Source organism: Faecalicatena sp., assembly GCF_058819085.1.
In genome coordinates this window covers 1-16,474 of record NZ_JBZUUL010000028.1, presented here as the reverse complement: position 1 = coordinate 16,474, position 16,474 = coordinate 1, and the positions used below count along the sequence as shown (strand labels likewise).

15 protein-coding genes, 1 tRNA gene and 1 pseudogene are annotated in these 16,474 nt (G+C 43.9%); 15 read left to right on the top strand and 2 right to left on the bottom strand.

All coding sequences use genetic code 11. The features are described 5' to 3' along the window. Positions 1-54 precede the first annotated feature (54 nt). The 3 genes from AC4OGX_RS14675 to AC4OGX_RS14665 all read left to right on the top strand — a co-directional run bounded on the left by AC4OGX_RS14675 (position 55) and on the right by AC4OGX_RS14665 (position 2,690). Positions 55-477 carry a 4Fe-4S binding protein gene (locus AC4OGX_RS14675; protein WP_493331328.1) on the top strand — a complete coding sequence of 141 codons (423 nt, stop codon included), beginning with the start codon at positions 55-57 and terminating at the stop codon, positions 475-477. Further along, positions 477-2,363 (top strand): aldehyde ferredoxin oxidoreductase family protein, encoded by a 1,887-nt coding sequence (locus AC4OGX_RS14670; RefSeq protein WP_493331327.1) that lies wholly within the window; start codon positions 477-479, stop codon positions 2,361-2,363. The genes AC4OGX_RS14675 and AC4OGX_RS14670 overlap by 1 nt, the downstream gene beginning before the upstream one ends. A 78-nt stretch (positions 2,364-2,441) precedes the next feature. Further along, on the top strand, positions 2,442-2,690 hold the full coding sequence (locus AC4OGX_RS14665) for a MoaD/ThiS family protein (RefSeq protein ID WP_493331325.1): 249 nt from the start codon (positions 2,442-2,444) through the stop codon (positions 2,688-2,690). Here AC4OGX_RS14665 and AC4OGX_RS14660 read toward each other — a convergent pair. Next, positions 2,687-3,694 carry an AraC family transcriptional regulator gene (locus tag AC4OGX_RS14660; protein ID WP_493331324.1) on the bottom strand — a complete coding sequence of 336 codons (1,008 nt, stop codon included), beginning with the start codon at positions 3,692-3,694 and terminating at the stop codon, positions 2,687-2,689. The genes AC4OGX_RS14665 and AC4OGX_RS14660 overlap by 4 nt on opposite strands. A 265-nt stretch (positions 3,695-3,959) precedes the next feature. On the opposite strand from AC4OGX_RS14660, the gene AC4OGX_RS14655 reads away from it, so the two are divergent. The 8 genes and pseudogenes from AC4OGX_RS14655 to AC4OGX_RS14620 all read left to right on the top strand — a co-directional run bounded on the left by AC4OGX_RS14655 (position 3,960) and on the right by AC4OGX_RS14620 (position 13,150). Beyond that, positions 3,960-6,677 (top strand): alpha-L-rhamnosidase, encoded by a 2,718-nt coding sequence (locus AC4OGX_RS14655; RefSeq protein WP_493331322.1) that lies wholly within the window; start codon positions 3,960-3,962, stop codon positions 6,675-6,677. A gap of 2 nt (positions 6,678-6,679) precedes the next feature. Further along, positions 6,680-8,032 (top strand): MFS transporter, encoded by a 1,353-nt coding sequence (locus AC4OGX_RS14650; protein WP_493331321.1) that lies wholly within the window; start codon positions 6,680-6,682, stop codon positions 8,030-8,032. Positions 8,033-8,177: 145 nt separating this feature from the next. Beyond that, positions 8,178-8,621, top strand: a pseudogene (locus AC4OGX_RS14645) (transposase); the annotation flags it as partial. Between the two features lie 392 nt (positions 8,622-9,013). Beyond that, positions 9,014-9,466 carry a DUF2975 domain-containing protein gene (locus tag AC4OGX_RS14640; protein ID WP_493331319.1) on the top strand — a complete coding sequence of 151 codons (453 nt, stop codon included), beginning with the start codon at positions 9,014-9,016 and terminating at the stop codon, positions 9,464-9,466. A 10-nt stretch (positions 9,467-9,476) separates the two neighbouring features. Continuing rightward, positions 9,477-9,692 carry a helix-turn-helix domain-containing protein gene (locus AC4OGX_RS14635; protein WP_493331318.1) on the top strand — a complete coding sequence of 72 codons (216 nt, stop codon included), beginning with the start codon at positions 9,477-9,479 and terminating at the stop codon, positions 9,690-9,692. A 41-nt stretch (positions 9,693-9,733) separates the two neighbouring features. Continuing rightward, positions 9,734-11,206 (top strand): DUF4153 domain-containing protein, encoded by a 1,473-nt coding sequence (locus AC4OGX_RS14630; RefSeq protein WP_493331317.1) that lies wholly within the window; start codon positions 9,734-9,736, stop codon positions 11,204-11,206. Positions 11,207-11,430: 224 nt separating this feature from the next. Next, positions 11,431-12,417 carry a signal peptide peptidase SppA gene (gene sppA / locus AC4OGX_RS14625; protein ID WP_493331316.1) on the top strand — a complete coding sequence of 329 codons (987 nt, stop codon included), beginning with the start codon at positions 11,431-11,433 and terminating at the stop codon, positions 12,415-12,417. Then, complete coding sequence (locus AC4OGX_RS14620; protein ID WP_493331315.1) at positions 12,398-13,150, top strand: RDD family protein; 753 nt, start codon at positions 12,398-12,400, stop codon at positions 13,148-13,150. The genes sppA and AC4OGX_RS14620 overlap by 20 nt, the downstream gene beginning before the upstream one ends. Here AC4OGX_RS14620 and AC4OGX_RS14615 read toward each other — a convergent pair. Beyond that, positions 13,116-13,580, bottom strand: coding sequence for a C-GCAxxG-C-C family (seleno)protein (locus tag AC4OGX_RS14615; protein ID WP_493331314.1), 465 nt, complete (start codon positions 13,578-13,580; stop codon positions 13,116-13,118). The two genes, AC4OGX_RS14620 and AC4OGX_RS14615, sit on opposite strands and share 35 nt — an antisense overlap. Positions 13,581-13,740: 160 nt before the next feature. On the opposite strand from AC4OGX_RS14615, the gene AC4OGX_RS14610 reads away from it, so the two are divergent. The 4 genes from AC4OGX_RS14610 to AC4OGX_RS14595 all read left to right on the top strand — a co-directional run bounded on the left by AC4OGX_RS14610 (position 13,741) and on the right by AC4OGX_RS14595 (position 16,274). Then, positions 13,741-14,586, top strand: coding sequence for a fumarate hydratase (locus AC4OGX_RS14610; protein ID WP_493331313.1), 846 nt, complete (start codon positions 13,741-13,743; stop codon positions 14,584-14,586). 73 nt (positions 14,587-14,659) lie between these two features. After that, a complete protein-coding gene (locus AC4OGX_RS14605) occupies positions 14,660-15,214 on the top strand; it encodes a Fe-S-containing hydro-lyase (protein ID WP_493331312.1) in 555 nt (184 codons plus the stop codon). Positions 15,215-15,327: 113 nt separating this feature from the next. Beyond that, positions 15,328-16,044, top strand: a complete 717-nt coding sequence (locus tag AC4OGX_RS14600) for a lysophospholipid acyltransferase family protein (protein WP_493331311.1) — start codon at positions 15,328-15,330, stop codon at positions 16,042-16,044. 142 nt (positions 16,045-16,186) lie between these two features. Further along, a tRNA-Ser gene (locus tag AC4OGX_RS14595) sits at positions 16,187-16,274 on the top strand. Positions 16,275-16,474 lie beyond the last annotated feature (200 nt).

Below are 16,474 nucleotides of genomic sequence, written 5' to 3'. Positions count from 1 at the left end.
TGAAAACAGAAAAATTCAAAGGGGTCTGACCCTTTTGAATTAGGAGGTGAAGGTATGTCCTTTTCTATTACAGAGGAGTGCATCGGGTGTACATTATGTAAGAAGCTTTGCCCCGTTGGTGCAGTAGAAGGGAATCCGAAGGAACAGCACAAGATCAGCGGGAAACGCTGTGTGGAATGCGGCGTATGCGGCAGGGCTTGTCCAAAAGGAGCAATCAGGGATTCTAAGGGGATTTTGATAAAGGCGGTTCCAAAGGCACAGTGGAAAAAGCCTGTGATTATGAAAGAGAAATGCAGCGCGTGTTCTATGTGCGTCTGGAACTGTACGAAGAATGCTTTGAAGATATCTGAACCTGCATATAAGGGAGATATCCGGGTGTATGCAGAGTTATTTGATCCGAAGAAATGCGTGGGCTGCGGGATCTGTGAAACGGTCTGCCCGCTGCATGCTATTCATATGGAAGTAGGTGAGGCCTGATGAATTTACCCGTTTATTTAGAAATTAATTTATCGACTAAGAAAATAAAACGTTTAAAGATTGATCAGAAAATCTTTGAGAGATATATCGGCGGTAAGATTCTGGCGGCAAAGCTGCTTTATGACATGACTCCGGCGGGGATCGATCCTCTTTCAGAGGAGGCAATGATCATTGTCAATACAGGCCCAGGCAACGGTACGGGAGCGCCGTCCTCCAGCCGGTTTAATATGACATTTAAGAATCTGATGACAGGCGGGATTGCGTCCTCTAACTGTGGAGGCAATTTCGGGATGATGCTGAAGAAGGCAGGCTATGATGGCATGATTCTGACCGGAAAAGCGAAGGTTCCATGCTATATTGAGATCCTGGACGGAGATGTGCATATTAAAAATGCAAAGCATCTCTGGGGCATGGATACGGAGAAGGCTCAGGAGCAGTTTCCGCCTCAGTATGGAAAGCTGGTGATCGGACCTGCGGGAGAGCATCAGGTCCGATATGCCGGGGTATTGTCCGGTGAGCGTGTAGCGGGAAGATGCGGGGCCGGGGCAGTGCTTGGTTCGAAAAATATTAAGGCGGTCGTGGCTTACGGCACGAAGCAGCCCGAGATTTATAACAAAGTGAAGTTTGATAAGCATGTGGAGAAGTGGGTACATTTCCTTCAGTCTCACCCGATGACAGGGACATCTCTTCCGAAGTATGGAAGTGCGGGGCTTGTCACCAAGGCAAATGCCACACACGCTCTGCCGACGAAAAATTTCCAAAGAGGATTCTATGAAAAGGCAGAGGAGATCAGCGGTGAAACTCTGGCAGATTCAAGGCTGATCAGGAACATGGGATGCGTGAGCTGTCCGATTCGGTGTGAAAGAAGAGTTAAAGTTTATGACAAGGACGTCAAAGGCCCGGAGTATGAGACGGTGGGACTGTTTGGTGCGAATGTGGAGAGCGCCGATCTGGATCTGATCAATGAGATCAATTATATTGCAGATATCATGGGAATGGATACGATTTCTCTGGGCGGGACGATTGCATTTGCCATGGAGTTAAAAGAAAGAGGAATCGCTGATTTCGGAGTTGAGTTTGGCGATGTAAAAAATATACCTGAGATCGTAAAGAAGATCGCATACAGAGAGGGGATCTATTCTGAACTCGCAAATGGCTCGAAATGGCTGGCAGAAAAATATGGTGCAGAGGATGCTGCGATCCACGCAAAAGGACTGGAACTGGCCTCCTATGAGCCGAGAAAGTCGGTTGGCATGGGACTGGGGTATGCGACATCCAACCGGGGCGGCTGCCATTTGAACGGCGGATATCTGGCACTGTTAGAATCCGTAGGGGTCTTGTCTACCGACCCATTGGAGACAAAGGGAAAACCGGAGCTGACCGTGCTTATGCAGAATGCCATGGAGGCAGTATCCGGGGCGGGCTTCTGTCTGTTTACCGCGTACAGCATGATTCCCTCCATCCTCTTCAGGCTGGGTCCGTCCCACTGGATCACACGATTATGCGGAAAAGTGCTGATCTGGGCAAGACCGGTCTTAGGAATCATGTGGAATTTTATGCCGTGGATACTCCCGTTTAACTCCATGTTCCTCCTGCCCCATGCAGAAGCCATTAAACAGATCACCGGGATACATATGACAACCGGGCGGTTCATGCAGCTGGGCGAAAGAGGATATAATGTAGAAAGATTATACAATTACCGGGAGGGGCTGACTGCAAATGACGATAACCTGCCGGACCGGCTCACAAAAGTTCCGCAGGATAAAAATCCGAAGTCTATTGTACGGCTGGATAAGATGCTGCCCAGATATTATAAAGTAAGAGGATGGAGAGAAGACGGATCTCCTTCATTGTTCAAATTGTGGCAATTAAAAATACATTCATGAAATAGGAGAAAATGGAAAGCAAAGGGGTCAGACCCCTTTGCTCTTCATTATCAGAATATTCTGAAATAAGGTGATGAGATGGCAAAGGTATATTATTATGGAGCCCTGCGTGAGATGGTCGGAAGAAAAGAAGATTCTTTTGATATTCACGATATCAAAGGCTGTCTGGGTGCAATTAAGAAGATGCATGGCACGGAGGCCTATAAGGAGGCAAAGCGGAGTCTGATTACACTTAATGGAGTCAGTATATTATCCATGGAGAATTTTAAAACAAGTGTCAAAGATATGGACGAGATAAGATTCCTTCCTATCTGCGGTGGAGGCTAGGATTCCCTCTTCCCCCGGTACTCCTTCGGCGTACAGCAGTATTTTTTCTCAAACAGTTTATAAAAGTAATTCATATTTCGAAATCCGGCTATTTCAGCGATCCTGCTAATGGAGAAGTCCGTATGTTCCAGAAGGAATATGGTCTTCTCCAGCTTTAATTCCAGGACGATGGAAATGAAGGTCTTCCCCGTATACTTTTTCAGCAGTCTGCTCAGATAATTCGGCGAAAAATGAAAGTGATCTGCCGCATCCTCCAGAGTCAGTTTCATATAGTTCTTATTGATATAATCCAAAATACCAACGACGGAGGATGGCGTGGTACGTGACCCGGAGGGCTGGTCGTTCACGCAGTTTTTTTCCCGGGCAAGCATGGTAAAGAGAATGATCATAAAGCTGTTGATGATCTCATCCCTTCCGGGGTGGTCGTGCTTTAACTCCAGGAGAACCGCGTTGATGTAATTCCGAATCTCAACATTATTATCCAATGAAAAATGCAGATAATTTCCCTTCAGACTATTCTTATAGAGTGCAGATACAATAAACTCAGTGATCAGATTATTCTGGGAAAACCGTTTCATTAGTTTTTCACTGAAGTATTCTCTGGACATGAGGATATTCACAACAATGGTATCCTCATCAACAGCTCCCACGCTGTGTGACACATAAGGATCAAGCAGAAGCAGGCTCCCCTCCCTGATCGTCATTTGTGTATTATTGATCGTCTGTACGAAATCCCCTTTATAGGCATAAGCAATTTCAAAAAAGTCATGTCTGTGCATTCCTGACCTGACAAAACGTGGATGCTTGGAGTAGGTAATCCCTTCTCTGCCCTTAAAATAATACTTCTCAGTAAGTTCCCGGATATTTCCGTCCACGTACCTGTAATCCGTGCTTCCCAAATACTCTCCTAATTTAATATCATCCTCTTCCCCTGTTTCCAGGGCGATCTTTTCAAGCAGTGTGAATTGTTTAAATTCCTGCATTAATTCATCTGGATTATACATATAGGATACCTCCCTGATGAAAATATCGTTTTTCGTTCTGCCAAAGGCCGAGCACCTCATTTTACCAAGTTCTCATGGGTCAAAATACCTTTTAAACCTGATTTCATTATAAACGATTCCTCCCCTATATACAATACAATGAGGTTTGATTTTGACATAAATAAGTGTGGATTAGTTAATTGTACCAAGTGTGAAAAAGGACTATCATCTTAGTAACATAAGAACGGAACTTATGAATATATCAGATAAAAAGGGGATAGTTAAGATGTATAAAGTGACCCATTTAAGATGTAACGATGAGGCTAACGTAATTGGAATCAACCGACCGATCTTTTCCTGGTGGTTGGAAAGTGACAATCGTTTTGTAGAACAATTCAGATACCATATCCAGGCAGCACTGGACCCTGAGTTTCAGGAGATCATATGGGATATCCAAAGACATACATCAGAGACGACCGGCATAGAGTACACAGGGCCAAAACTTGAATCAAAGACCAGGTATTACGTTAGAGTCCAGTCATGGATCACAGCCGATATCCTGACGGACTGGTCAGAGCCGATTTTTTTCGAGACAACGATCATGGACAGCAGCGAATGGACAGCAAAATGGATCCGTCCTTTTGTTGTGGAGGAGCACGGAAATAAAAACTACAGACGTCCATTTATAGCAGAGAAACGGTTTGATCTGCCAGCCAGGGCAGTGAAAGCCCGCCTTTACATCTCAGCGCTGGGTGTGTACAGCGCACAGCTTAATGGCAGAAAGGTCAGTGAAGACTATTTCCGCCCGGGATTTACGGATTATAATTACCGCGTCCAGTTCCAGTCCTACGATGTCAGTGACATGCTGAACCAGGAAAACACCCTGAAGGTAACAGTTGCAGAAGGATGGTTTTCGGGGTATCTTGGATGGGAAGGCAGAAAAAATACTTACGGAAGCGCGAATGCCCTCCTTGCCCAGCTTGAGATCGAGTTCGAGGATGGCAGCAGGCAGGTAGTAGGAACAGACGGCACATGGGAGCAGAAATTCGGTGAGATCATGTACTCTGATTTTTACAACGGAGAAGCTTATGACTGCCGCCAAAAAGAATACCACTGCGGACAGATGAAGGAATTTGCTTATCCGATGACAACGCTTGTGCCGCAGGAAGGTCCGTCCGTTAAAAATATCATCACCATTAGGCCGATCCGGATCTTTAAGGATGCATCCGGGAACCAGATCCTGGATATGGGACAGAACATGGTGGGCTGGGTCCGTTTTAAAAATCTCCATACACAGGACGGAAATCTGAAGCTTTCCTACGGCGAGGTTCTGGATAAGGACGGGAATTTCTACAACGAGAACCTGCGCAAGGCGGACGCGGTGGATACGTTTGTATTGGATGCCAATGACGGAAATGAATATGAGCCTCACTTCACCTTCCATGGTTTCCGCTATGTGAAGCTGGAGGGATTCACAGAAGAAGTGCAGACAGAGGATTTTACCGGAATCGTATTGTCAAGCGATATGGAGCCGCTCTGCGATTTCCACACCGGAAATGAGAGGATCAATCAGCTTCAAAGCAACATCCTTTGGGGACAGAGGGGCAATTTTGTAGATATTCCGACGGACTGTCCGCAGAGAGATGAGCGTTTGGGATGGACAGCAGATGCGCAGATCATCAGTCCGACCGCGGCATTTGATTTCAACATCAATCGATTTTTCAGAAAATGGTTAAGGGATCTTAAAGACAGCCAGATGGAGCAGGGAGGCGCCGCACCATATGTTGTCCCGGATATTTTAAAAGGTGTGTTCTCTGATGGGCTGTCCAATACAACGGCTGCATGGGGAGACGCGGCAGTCATCTGTCCATGGGTGATCTACGAGGCTTATGGCGATCAGGATATTTTGAAAGAGCAGTACGACAGCATGAAAGCCTGGATCGACTATATCAGGCGAGAGGGAGACAATGAGTATCTCTGGGACACCGGAGCACAGCTCGGTGACTGGCTGGGAATGGACTCTAAAGAGGACAGCTTTTACGGTGCGACGGAAGGGTGCTTTGCAGCGACTGCATACTATGCATATTCCACAGGGCTGTTTGCAAAGACGGCAAAAATCCTCGGAAGAATGTCAGATTACAAAGAGTATAATGACCTATACGAGAAAATATGTAAGGCATTCCGGGAAAATTTCGTAAAAGAGGATGCTGAACTGACTTCCTATACACAGACTGCATATGTGCTTGCCTTAAAATTCGGCCTGTTAAGGAAAGAGGATGAAAAGCGGGCTGCAGAGCGTCTTGTGGAGCTGGTCAGGAAAAAGGAAAATCACCTGGACACAGGTTTCCTCGGAACACCATATATCTGCCACGTGCTGACAGAGCAGGGGTATAATGACCTGGCCTATACCTTACTATTTAACAATGACTTCCCGTCCTGGCTCTATCAGGTAGACCACGGTGCAACGACCATGTGGGAGCACTGGGACAGCCAGAAAGTAGACGGTTCCTTCTGGTCCACGGAGATGAATTCCTTCAACCACTATGCATACGGTTCCATCGGAAGCTGGGTGTACCGTACCATCGGGGGAATCGAAATGAAGGAGCCTGGCTATAAGAAGACGGTGATCGCTCCGAAGCCGGATGAAAGAATCGGAAATGCAAAATGTGCCCTGACGACCATGCATGGAATTGTAAGCTGTGAGTGGGAACTGGACGGAAATAAGATCCGGATCAAAGCAGTAGTTCCGGCAAATACAAAGGCATTTATCATGCTCCCTGAGCCAGAGGATGCAGAGGGATTGAAGAAACAGATCGAAGAAGTTACAGAAGGACATGCTGTTTATACAGAAGGTAAAATTCAAACAGTAAAACATATTCTCTATGATGTAGAATACACGGAATCAAGATCCTACACGGAAAAAGAAGTAGCCGTAGGAAATGAAACCGCATTTGAGGTAGGTTCCGGTGAGTTTGTGTTTGAATATGCGTTAAAGGAGAGATAAGAATGGGAAAATCAAAAACCGGAAAAATGCCGGCCAGCGAGAAGGTTACATATGGATTCGGAAATCTGGCGGCAAACCTGATGTTCACAACGGCCGGATCATTTATCACATATTATTACACCGATGTGGTTGGCTTAAGTGTTGTAGTGGCAAGTAATATCCTATTGTGGGCCAGGGTGTTTGATGGAATCTCTGACCTTGTGATGGGAACCATTGTAGACCGCTCAACGTCCAAAAAAGGAAAAGCAAGGCCATGGATCCTGAGGATGGCCGTTCCATACGCATTAGCGATCGTGCTTTTGTTCTCGTCACCGGACTTTTTAGGGTCTACAGGGAAGATCATCTACGCATTTATCACTTATGTATTAGCGATGGCGGGAATCTACACTGCAACTATGGTGCCGTACAACTCCATGCTCAGCACCTCAACATCTGACCCGGTAGAGCGCGGTGTGATGTCAACCATGAGGACATTGTTCGGATACGGCGGTGCAACTCTGGTAAATGCAATCGTCTGGCCGTTGATCACGATCCTGGGCGGAGATAAAAAAGCGTGGACCATCATGGCAGCAATCTTTGGTTTTGCGGCAACAGTCCTTTTGATGGCGTTGTATAAAAACTCAGAAGAGCGTGTTATTGAAACAATAGAGGAGGGCGAAAAAGCAGAAAAACTTCCTCTATCAAAACAGATCCAGAACCTGGTAAAAAATAAGTATTGGCTGATCCTGATCGGATACCTGTTTGCAACCTTTATCGATTCAGGTCTGGGCGGAATCAACATTTACTATGCGACCTGGATCTTAGGTGACGGAAACAAAATGGGTGTGATCGGTACCGCGCTTACCATCCCGATCATGATCGGAGCGCTGGCAGTTCCTGCATTGATGCGGAAGATTTCGAAAAGAAACCTGTGTATAGCCGGAAGCGTTATCTATATCCTGGGAGCTATTGTGATCGCTTTGTTCCCGGAAAACTTCTACATCGTCGTGCTGGGCGTTGTGATCAAAGGATTCGGAAAAGCTCCCGGAGCAGTGGCCGGATATGCCATGCTGGGTGATGTGGTCGACTATGGAGAGTGGAAGACCCATACCAGAAATGAAGGACTTGTCTTCTCCGCAGCCACATTTGGAGAAAAAGTCGGCAGCGGGATCGGCGGCCTGATCATGGGTGTGATCTTAAGCATCGGTGGATATTTATCCAGTGCAGCGGCACAGTCCGCAGGGGCATTGATGTCCATCAAGGTGGTCTTTATCTATGCGCCGATCGTATTTGCGGTCTTAAGTCTTCTGTTAATGCTGATCTATGATCTGGATAAAAAACTTCCGCAGATCCGGGAGGAGCTTCATAGGAGCTAAACGGTAGGATTTCATACGTAAAATTGAATCATATTAAAGAAACAGCAGAGCTCATTCCCAATATTCGCTTTGAAAATAGGAATAAGCACCAGAATAAAAAAGATGGGATGCCATCTCCGAAAAAAAGGAGATGGCTTCCTGTCTTTTTTGCTTTGATGTTAATTCATCCGGTGCTATTTACCCTGTAATTGAAATCATAAATCTGTTGGACAAAGTCCTTGGAACGAAAACATTCAGTCACTTGTTTCCTGTTATTCTGACAGACAACGGAAGTGAGTTTTCAAATCCAAAGGAAATAGAAAAACGCAGCACCGTTCCATGCAATAGGACAAAAATATTTTATTGCGATCCAAGTGCTCCTTATCAAAAGGGGGCTTGTGAAGTCAACCACGAAATGATACGCCGTATCCTGCCAAAAGGGAGCAGTTTCGATGAACTGACACAGCAGGATATTTTTCTGATAATGAATCATATCAATTCTTATAAACGAAAAAAGCTGAACAACCGTAGCCCATACGAAACGTTCAGCTTTTACTACGGAGAAGATGTGCTTAAGAAACTGGGATGTTCACCGGTTGCTTACTGCTGAACGTATTATACCATATCCAGATACGAATGAAAATCCGGGAATCTTGTTTACAAACCGGGATTTTCATTTACAAACTGGGATTTTTGGTTACAAAACAGGATTTTTATTTACAAAACGAGACTCTAGGATTACAAACGGGAATCTCGGCTTGCTATTTACCTAATCCATCCAATGTTTATCCCAAAATAATAAATATATATTGAAAAACGATAAAAACATATTGAAAAACATATTTCGAAATGATATAATCCAAAAAAAGGAATTTAGAAAGGAATCCAAAAAGGCAACCCTCAAAGGGGAATAAAAAATGAAAATCAAGCGAGCAGAGAATCGTATACAAACCGGCAGCACCCGGGAAAAATTAATCATTTATAAGAGAGGATGAAGTATTTATGAATCAAAACAAATTGATCAGATTTACAGTTTTATTATTAGGAGTAATGTTTTACGCAGGAATTGCGGTTTTGATAGCCCTCCCGCTTTTAATCAAGCTGGCAGGCAGATATTATTCTTCTGCGATCACGGATGTCTTCTGGCAGATGCTGTTTACATACGCACTTTCAGGGATTTGCGGGATCACAATCGTATATCAGCTCAGGAAGATGATGAAAACAGTGGCGGAGCAGAACTGTTTTGTAGAGGAAAATACTGCAAGCTTAAAGCTGATGGGAAAAGTGAGCTTTGTGATCTGTGCACTTTTTATTCTAAAATTATTCTTTTTTGTAACTCCGGCTACTTTTGTAATTATTCTGACCTTCTTTATCGCAGGAATATTCAGCCATGTACTGTCCTGTGTTTTTCAGGAGGCTGTACGTTACAAGACGGAAAACGATTTGACGATTTAGGAGGCGGGCAATGGCGATCGTAGTAAACTTAGATGTAATGATGGCGAAAAGGAAAATGAGTGTTACAGAGCTGGCGCAGGAGATTGATATCACAATGGCCAATCTTTCGATCTTAAAAAATAATAAAGCAAAGGCAGTCAGATTCACAACACTGGATGCGATCTGCAAGGCATTAAAATGCCAGCCGGGGGATATCCTTGAATATGTGGACGATGAAGAGGTGTAAGAAAAATTAGGGTGATAAGGCGTTCAAATGGGAGGTGTCATATGCGTACATTAACTGCGAAAAGGGTAGAAGAAAATTATGCATATATAATGTGTATGTGCGGAATTTATGGAATTATTTTTACATTTTGTTTATATAAAAATCTTTCGGGAATTACATTTCCAATCTGTGTTGCAGCTACGATTTTTACGACTGTGCTGTTCATGAAAAAAATGGGCATCGCTGTGCGAAGAAGCTTTGGCGTTTATACTGCAGGGATGATGCTGCTTGGTATCTCAACCACGATGACAAGCAACGGATTTTTCCACTTTTTTAACTGGGCGGGAATCCTTCTGCTTCTAATGACAGCGGCAGTCCGGCAGGTAAATACACAGGGAAAATGGAATTTGGGGCAATATCTGGTCAGCATCCTGACTTTAGCCGGAAAGACAGTGATATCTGTGGCAGATCCTGTCATTCATGGTATCAGATACAATAAATGCAGGGAAAAAGAAAAAAACAGGTATCTCAGTCAAGTTGTGACAGGTATTCTGATCGCGATATGCCTTTTGATAGTAGTACTCCCGCTGCTTATTTTTTCAGACCAGATATTTGCGACTTTTTTCGGCGGTTTCATTCAGATCTTCAGATTCGGAGATGTGTGGGCACTGGTGTTTACGTTTCTGGCGGGATTTGTTTTAATCTATGCCTTTCTTTCCGGTATTTCAAGAATGGGATGTAATAAAGGCGAGGAAAAAACAGCAGAAGGGACTGACGGACGGGCAAATCCTGTAACGGGGATGACCTTTGCAGGAATCCTTGCAGCTATCTACGTTTTTTACTCGGCCATTCAGATATTATTTTTGTTTATGCGGCTGGACAGCGGCCTTCCGGAAGGAATCACCTATTCCCAATATGCACATTCAGGATTCTGGCAGCTTTTAGCGGTCAGCCTGATCAATTTTGTCACGGTTTTGGTCTGTATCGGCGTTTTTCAGGAGAATAGGATTTTAAAGATCCTTTTAATGGTAATCTCTATCTGTACCTGCATTATGGCACTATCTGCCGCATATAGAATGATCCTCTATGTGAATGTATATTATCTTACGTTTCTGCGGGTTCTTGTACTTTGGTTCCTTGGCGTTCTGATGTTGATCATGTTTGGAGTGATGTACAGTATTTTCAGACGGGATTTTCAATTGTTTCGATATATCATGGTAGTGGTAGCTGTCTGTTATATTGGATTGTCATTTTCTAAGGTGGACAGAAGGGTGGCAGAATATAATGTGCAGCATTGGAAATATATCACATCCCAGGACATGGCAGATCTCATTTATTCAAGCTCCTGGGATGCGGCGCCTGTGATCGCCGAAGCCGCGGAAAAGGCAAAGAAGGATCAGCCATGGCAGAAACAGTACTGGGAAGAAGAGACAGCGGCATATTATAACAGGATATTGGAGCGCGGGATGTCGCTGAGGTCATGGAATTTTGCCAGGGCGCAGGCGCAGGAAGCGGCGCGGGAGTATTTACGGTGATCTATCTATCGGTAGACTGCTCTGTAATTCACAGGCTGCAATTTTATGAGTCAGGCGCTATTTTTAGAAGAGTAGCCATATAAGTTCCTCTCTTTCTATGATATAATAAAAAATAACAAGCAATGACAGAATGAACCTGTCTATTGGGAGTGATCGATGGTGGTATGGATAAGGACCAGCATACCGCTGATCAACATAATCATGAAAAGGGAGGCACACATAAGATGAACAAGAAACAAATCGGCGGTCTGGTCATCGCAGTAGTACTATTTATAATTACCGGAATCACTAGTGTACTAACCAACACACTTGCACAGCGCAATGCTGTCAATACTGTAGACACTGTAGAGAAAATACTGGCCGGGGGAACTGCATTTGATGCACCGGAAAAAGATTATATCGCCATAGTAAGAGTGGAAGGGACGATCCAGCCGCAGACACAGCCGTCCTTATTTGAGGCTGCAGCCGGTTACCAGCATGTGACCACACTGGATTATGTGGATCGTCTGATCTATGATGATTATAACAAGGGGATTCTTCTTTATGTGGATTCACCGGGAGGGACTGTCTATGAAGCCGATGAGCTGTATCTAAAGCTCATGGAATATAAAGAAGCGACAGGACGTCCGATCTGGGGGTATATGTCACATTATGCGGCTTCCGGCGGATACTATGTTTCCATGGCAGCAGACCAGATCTATGCTAACCGCAATACAGTGACAGGGTCTATTGGTGTTATTATGTCCGGTTATGACATGACAGGGCTGTATGAAAAGCTGGGGATCAAGTACGTGAGCATTACAAGCGGTGTGAATAAAGATTCCTCCAAGATGACAGATGAGCAGATCGCTATTTATCAGTCGCAGGTAGATGAGGCATTTGAACAGTTTGTACAGGTGATCCAGGAGGGAAGACAGATGTCCCCGGAAGAGGTGAAAAAACTTGCTGACGGCCGAACCTATACGGCAAATCAAGCACTGGAAAAAGGTTTGATCGACGTGGTTTCTTCCTATGAAGACATGAGCTATGCTATGAGTGAAGAGCTTGGAGTATATGAATTTTATGAACCACATTCAACTCAATCTATATTAAATTCATTTTTCTCAGAGGTAAAGGAGAACATACCAAAATCAGAGGCACAGATCCTTACCGAAATCGCTGAGGAAAAAGAGAACGGGGGGCTGATGTATTATGCAGAACAGCTTCAATAACGTTCAGAATGATATACACAATATTAGTGAAAATATAGGGGCGCATTCAGCAGATATTATCTATGCAGGCTTTTGGGTACGCTTAGGAGCGTATGCTATTGACAGTATTATCGTACTTTTGGGACTTTTAACTGTTCGGTTTACAATGTGGCTGGCTGCATTGATTCTGGGCGATTCACCTTTTGCCGCAAATATTTTATTTCATTATACACTTAAGGACATTGTATTATATGCGGCACAGGTACTATATTTTATTCTGTGTACTTACTATACAGGTACAACACCCGGAAAGAGAGCGATGAATCTCAGAGTAATTCCTGCAAATGATCAGAAAAAATTGACTTTCCTGAATGTCCTTTACAGAGAGACGGTTGGTAGATTTTTAAGTGGATTTGTCTTTGGTATAGGATATATCATGATCGGGATAGATAAGGAAAAAAGAGGGCTCCACGATATCTTGTGTGATACGAGGGTGATCTATGGAAAAAGAATAAAGGTATATCCGGTTTATCCGAGGACAGTGCAGCCTTATATGCCTATCCAGCCTCATGTACCTGAACAAATTCCACCACAGCAAGGTACACCAAAGCAGCCGGTCACGCAGCATCCAAAGCAGGCTGCACCAAAACAGCAGGAGCTTTGTCAGGCTGATCAGAATTGCCAGTCTGACATAGTGCCCCGGACTGTAGATCAAGGACCTATCGGTTCCAATGATCCGCATTCAGAAGTATGATCTCTGCGGTACGCTTTACCGTAAAGGCAACAAATTCTGTACACTGTGCTTTCCGCTGAGGAGAATTTTTCTCCATTCCTCGTGTCAGAGAACGGCAGCAGGCCGCGCCGCAGTGTTTACGGAAATCATCGTGCAGTTCCTGGCAGACCTCGAAGCATTTACTGATCTTCGGGTCGCCAGGTTTTGTACGTCCGAAGAAATATCCAAGCATCATCGTCCCACCGGCCAGTGCGCCGCAGATGCAGCCTCCTCCACCAAGCCCCCACGGAAATCCGGAACTCATTGCAATCGCATCGTCCGAGAGCTCCAGTTCAAAATGTTTTCGTATGGCATAAACGATAGATTCAGAGCAGGCAAATCCGGCATTGAATATCTCAACAGCATCTTTTTGCAGCTCTTCTATATTAATCTTAAAATCTGTTCCCATCATAACCCCTCCCAGTATGATTATTTTTTAAATATCCTGTAAAAACAGGTCAACTTTACTATACCACTATTTTCTTTTTTAAAAAACTATATTATAATAAGAAAAGTTGTATAAGAACAGTTACGATCATAAATAAGAGAGTATAAGAATATCAGGAGGAGCCATGGTACGGTCAATCAATGTTGAAGTAATCACGAAGAATATTAAAGAAATGTGCATCGAAGCAAACCATTATTTGTCACCAGATATGGATGCAGCCATGAAAAGGGCAGAGCAGGAGGAGAAAGCACCGCTTGGAAGGCAGATCTTAGAACAGCTTCAAGAGAATCTAAAGATTGCAGCCAAGGATATGATCCCAATCTGTCAGGATACAGGAATGGCAGTCGTATTTTTAGAGATCGGACAGGATGTGCACTTTGAGGGCGGTCTGTTAGAGGATGCAGTCAATGAGGGTGTCCGTCAGGGATATACAGAAGGGTATTTGAGAAAATCCGTAGTGAAAGATCCTCTGATCAGAGAGAATACAAAGGACAACACTCCGGCAATCATACATACTAAGATCGTTGCAGGAGATAAAGTAAAGATTAAAGTTGCTCCGAAAGGATTCGGAAGTGAGAACATGAGCCGTGTATTCATGCTCAAACCCGCTGAAGGAATCGAGGGAGTCAGGAATGCAGTCCTTACCGCAGTAAAAGATGCAGGTCCGAATGCCTGTCCTCCAATGGTTGTAGGAGTCGGGATCGGCGGTACATTTGAGAAGTGTGCATTGATGGCAAAAGAGGCTTTGACAAGAGAGGTTGGAAAGCATTCTGATATAGAATATGTAAAGGATTTAGAAGAAGAGCTTTTAAAACGCATCAACGGCCTGGGAATCGGACCGGGAGGACTGGGAGGCACAACAACTGCACTGGCTGTGAACATCAATACATATCCGACACATATTGCAGGGCTGCCGGTTGCGGTCAATATATGCTGCCATGTGAACAGGCATGTAGTTCGAGAGGTTTAGCAAAGGGGTCAGGCCCTTTTGCAAGCCATATTCAGAATATTCTTAAAATTTGAGTCGGAAAGGATCGATAATTATGGATAAACATATTACAGCACCTATTACGAAGGAAACTTCAAGATCGCTGCATTCAGGGGATTATGTATATATTACCGGAACAATATATACAGCTAGAGATGCCGCACACAAAAGGATGTATGATATTCTTGCGGAAGGCGGCGAACTCCCAATTGATATTAAGGATCAGGTGATCTACTATATGGGGCCGTCACCGGCCAGAGAGGGGCGTTCGATAGGCTCCGCAGGCCCTACAACTGCGAGCCGTATGGATAAATATGCGCCTCAGCTTTTAGACCTTGGGCTTGGTGCGATGATCGGGAAGGGAAAACGTACCCCAGAGGTGATCAATGCTATTATTCGAAACGGTAGCGTGTATTTTGCAGCTGTTGGAGGTGCCGGTGCACTTCTTTCAAAATGTATTACAAGTTCAGAGGTAGTTGCTTATGATGATCTGGGGACAGAGGCGGTCCGCAGGCTGACGGTGGAGAATTTTCCTGTCATAGTTGTGATTGACAGTGAAGGAAATAATTTATACGAGACAGCCATTAAAGAATATTGTACAGAAGAATAATTAATGACCGTGCGGCTGGGGCTGCACGGTTAAGAAGAAATAAACATTTCTATTTCTTAAGATGTTTATTTCTTATATAAATTGGTAAAACTATGATTTGAGAGGGAAATGTAATGAAACGTATACTAATGATGGTATTTCGAAATATAATTCTGGTGCCTTATATGTGGTGCCGCCTGTGCTACCATGCATCTCACACGGAGAAATACTCAGAAAATGAGCAGTATGCTCTTTTGAAGTTTATTGTGATGCGTGCAAATAAAGGTGGCAATGTTAACATAGAAGCGCATGGCGTTGAAAATATTCCGAAGGAAAGTGGATTTATGTTTTTCCCAAATCACCAGGGATTGTATGATGTACTTGCAGTATTGGAAGCCTGCCCTACGCCATTTTCTGTAGTTGCTAAAAAAGAGGTGAAGAATGTTCCCTTTTTGAAACAGGTTTTTGCATGTATGAGAGCGTATATGCTGGATAGAGAAAATGTCCGTCAGGCAATGCAGGTGATTATTGATGTATCAAATGAAGTGAAAAATGGAAGAAACTATCTCATATTTGCAGAAGGTACACGTTCTAGAAACGGCAATAGAATCGGAGAATTAAAAGGCGGCAGCTTTAAAGCGGCTACAAAAGCCAAATGTCCGATCGTGCCTGTCGCGCTTATAGATTCTTTTAAACCATTTGATACAAATACAATAAGTAAAGTAACAGTCCAGGTACATTTCCTTAAACCTTTATATTACGATGAGTACAAAGATATGAAAACAACAGAGATTGCGACAGTTGTGCATGACAGAATACAAGAAACAATCGACAAAAATGAGAAAAAATAAAAAAGTTGCAATTTTATCGTTGACATTAAAGGAAGTGTTTAGTATAATAACTTTTGCACTGTTGGTGACGTATTAATCATAATCACACAGCATGCATAATTGCATAATGTCCTGTCAGTAAGGCAGGTATTATTCAGAATCAGGAGAAATACTCAAGAGGCTGAAGAGGCGCCCCTGCTAAGGGTGTAGGTCGGGAAACCGGCGCGAGGGTTCAAATCCCTCTTTCTCCGTTTGATGTTTTCCAGAACTACTGGGCAAAACCAGTAGTTTTTGCATGTGGGCTCTGGCAAACAAGCAAAGTGAATGCATCTATTTGTCTGTGAAATATAGTATCAAAAATAACATTTGAAAAAAGTTTAAAAAACTGTTGACAAATGAAAATGCACATGGTATTATATCTAAGCTGACTCGAGAGAGACAGCAAACGACA